The sequence below is a fragment of the Novosphingobium sp. Chol11 genome, assembly GCF_945870625.1.
Classification (GTDB): domain Bacteria; phylum Pseudomonadota; class Alphaproteobacteria; order Sphingomonadales; family Sphingomonadaceae; genus Novosphingobium.
This window is the reverse complement of the sequence record NZ_CAMBTS010000168.1, coordinates 1-3,616: the sequence shown is the minus strand read 5'-3', so window position 1 is coordinate 3,616 and position 3,616 is coordinate 1. Positions and strand designations below refer to the sequence as shown.

At 61.4% G+C, this 3,616-nt stretch carries 3 protein-coding genes; all 3 read left to right on the top strand.

The window, feature by feature from the left end:
- On the top strand, positions 1 to 237 hold a 237-nt coding region (locus Q0O40_RS15670), incomplete at its 5' end, for a hypothetical protein (protein WP_295532042.1).
- Between the two features lie 95 nt (positions 238 to 332).
- Positions 333 to 2,633: an ATP-dependent helicase gene (locus Q0O40_RS15665; RefSeq protein ID WP_295532039.1), complete on the top strand. Its 2,301-nt coding sequence runs from the start codon at positions 333 to 335 to the stop codon at positions 2,631 to 2,633.
- Between the two features lie 206 nt (positions 2,634 to 2,839).
- Positions 2,840 to 3,184, top strand: coding sequence for a hypothetical protein (locus tag Q0O40_RS15660; protein WP_295532036.1), 345 nt, complete (start codon positions 2,840 to 2,842; stop codon positions 3,182 to 3,184).
- Positions 3,185 to 3,616: the final 432 nt, after the last annotated feature.

The following is a 3,616-nucleotide window of genomic DNA, read 5'->3' as shown; positions in this document are numbered from 1 at the left end:
GTGATCAAAACCATCTTTGCTGGGTGTCTGCTGATCTGGGTGCTCTCAGTCGCATCGTGCGCCATGCTCGGCTATGGCACGACCATGATGGTGGAATCGATGGCCGATTCCAAAACAGCCAAGAAAATCTCGCAAAAAGCACGCCAGTGGGAGCTGGAAAAGCACAACGAGCGCGCCAATCGCGAAGGCTCGTATCACCGGCGCGATGACTACATCGAGGAATACCTCGCCAAATAAGCATGCTGGGCCAAATAAGCATGCTGAGCTAAATAGGCACGCAGGGCATGCGCGGCCCCTTGCAACGAAGCGCACCGTTCCCTAATCGTTCCAACGTGAACGCGCTCCCCACATCCGACTCCGCCACCGCCTGGCTCGATGGCCTGAACGCGCCGCAGCGCGAAGCCGTGCTGACAACCGAGGGCCCGGTGCTGATGCTGGCGGGCGCGGGCACCGGCAAGACGGCGGCGCTCACCGCGCGGCTGGCGCATCTGCTGCGCTCGAAGCTGGCGTGGCCCTCCGAAATCCTGTGCGTGACTTTCACCAACAAGGCCGCGCGCGAAATGCGCGAACGCGTGGGCGCGCTGATCGGCCCGGCGGTTGAAGGAATGCCGTGGCTGGGCACGTTTCATTCGGTCGCGGCCAAGATGCTGCGCCGCCATGCCGAGCTGGTTGGGCTGCAAGCCAATTTCACGATCATCGACACCGATGACCAGTTGCGGCTGATCAAGCAGCTGATCCAACTGGAGCAGATCGACGACAAGCGCTGGCCCGCGCGTCAGCTGGCCGGGCTGATCGACAAGTGGAAGAACCGGGGGCTTGGCCCCGCCGAGCTCGATGCCGCCGACAACGAAGCCTATGCGGGCGGCAAAGGGACCCGGCTCTACACGCTTTATCAAGACCGATTGCGCGCGATCAACGCCTGCGATTTTGGCGATCTTACCATGCACATGCTGAGCATTTTCAAGAAACACGCTGAGGTTCTGGAAAGCTGGCAGGCGCGCTTCAAGTATGTGATGGTCGACGAATATCAGGATACCAACGCGGTCCAGTATCTGTGGCTGCGGCTTCTGGCGCAGAAGCGCAAGAATATCTGCGTGGTGGGCGATGACGATCAGTCGATCTATTCTTGGCGCGGCGCAGAAGTGGCCAACATCCTGCGGTTTGAAAAGGATTTTCCGGGCGCAAAGGTCGTCCGGCTGGAGCAGAACTATCGCTCCACGCCGCATATCCTCGCCGCCGCCTCCGGCCTGATCGCGGAGAACGCGCAGCGGCTGGGCAAGACGCTTTGGACGCAGGCCAATGGCGGCGACAAAGTGCGCGTCGTTGGCGTGTGGGACGGCCCCGAGGAAGCGCGGCGCGTGGGCGAGGAGATCGAGCGGCTGGAGCGCGAGGGATGCCCGCTGACGAAAATCGCCATCCTCGTGCGCGCCTCGTTCCAGACGCGCGAGTTCGAGGACCGCTTCATCCAGATCGGCCTCAATTACAAGATCGTCGGCGGCTTCCGCTTTTACGAGCGCGCCGAAATCCGAGATGCGTTGGCCTATTTGCGCGTGATCGCCTCGCCGTCGGACGATCTGGCGTTCGAGCGGATCTACAACGCGCCCAAGCGCGGGCTGGGCGACAAGACGCTGGAGAAGATGCACCGCCATGCGCGGACGCGCGGCATCCCGCTCGCCGCCGCCGCGATCGAATTATGCGACAGCGACGAGCTCCCGGCCCGTGCGCGTGGCACCTTGGCAGGGCTGATGCGCGATTTTGCACGCTGGCGCGATGCCTCGGCCAGCCTCGTGCCCGCCGAACTGGTGCGCACTTTGCTCGACGAAAGTGGGTACACGGCGGCGCTGCAGGCCGAGCGCAGCACCGAAGCCTCAGGCCGCCTCGAAAACCTCGCCGAACTCGCCCGCGCGATGGAAGAGTATGAGAGCTTAAGCGATTTCCTCGAACACGTTTCCCTCGTGATGGACAACGACGCCGCCTCTGACGCCGAGAAGGTGACCGTCATGACCATCCACGCCGCCAAGGGGCTGGAGTTCGATCAGGTGTTCCTGCCCGGCTGGGAGGAAGGCGTGTTTCCCTCCCAGCGCGCGCTCGACGAGGGCGGCCTTGCCAGTCTGGAGGAGGAGCGCCGCCTAGCTTATGTGGCGATCACCCGTGCACGCAAGCGCTGCACGATCCTGCACGCGGCCAACCGGCGCATCTATGGCCAATGGACCAGCTCGATCCCCTCGCGCTTCGTGGGCGAATTGCCGCAGGACCATGTCGAAGCCGAAACCACGCTGGCGGGCGGCGCCTCGCTCTGGCGCGCGCAATGGTCGGAGCATTCCGATCCCTTTGCCGACGTGGCCCGCGCGCAATCCGCCAACGCGGCCGCCCGCGCCGCGACCCGCGGCCCCGGCTGGCAGCGCGCGGCGGCGGGCACCTACGACCCCGCCCCCAAGCGCATCGCCGAACCGGGCCGCAGCGCCGCCAGCTTCGCCAGCAAACCCCGCAGCGACCTCAGCGTCGGCGCGCGCGTGTTCCACGACAAGTTCGGCTATGGCACCGTGGCCGCGCAAGAAGGCAACAAGCTGGAAATCGACTTCGACGGTGGGGACCGGAAGCGGGTGATTGATAGCTTTGTGCGGGCCGGGTGATGGAGACGGGCGTTGTGTGCTAAAATTGCGAATGGCAACAAACGCACTGCTGCAGTCATTCGGAGGATTCAAAGCCAAATGAAGCTAAATTGATTTGTATGGTTGATCGGTGGACAGATTCTTTCTTTTGGCCCGCTTTGATCGGCGCTTGGTTGGGCGCGTTTGTTGGTTTGTGCGGTGCCGTCTTTGGATCGAGGGCCACAGCTATGGTCTTTCCCACTGCAATCGGCCTAGGCTCACTTGCCGCAACTATCTTTGTGCTTGCGCTTTTTGATGCGCCAACTCGTATCGCAGTTAGTTCATTTAATCTTGATTCAAATGAGCAGCTGCGAAATATATCGTGGTCGGATCGTTTGTTGTCCTCGGATTACGGCGACTTGAGACTGTTGATAATTAACCGCTTGGTGGCGCTAGAGACGGTCATTTTTATCTTCGCCGACTTGGGTCACGACCTCATCGCAGTAGTCTGCTTCGAGAGCTTTGCCCTGTCGACCCTCATGTTGATGCTCATGCTGAAGCGTCGAAACACAAACATGGCACGTAGAAGCTAACCGCCAATTCCCTGCCTCACAGAAACCGTCATCCTGAACTTGTTTCAGGATCCATTCCACAGCCAAAGCCGGAGCGTTGTCGAAGCGCGCAGCCGTGACGCCGGGCTTCTCGCGCGTGGCTCAGTGTATGTGGCACGATGGATGCTGAAACGAGTTCAGCATGACAGGAGTGTTTGGAGCGGCAGTGGTGTTCTACTCTCACCCCCTTGAGGGGAGAGACATGTGAGGTTTGGTGTTACGCCGCGCGGACTCCGATGACTTCACGTTGATCTTTTTTGCGTCCCCCCGTGCTTGACACGGGGTTGGGCTGTTCTTCTCGCGCGGCGTTGAAAAGAAAAGCCAAGGCCCGGATCAAGTCCGGGCCGACGATTCCATAAGATGTGATTCTGGCTTAGCCGGAGCCCACGAGGCACTTTGCCATTACGGTGAGGC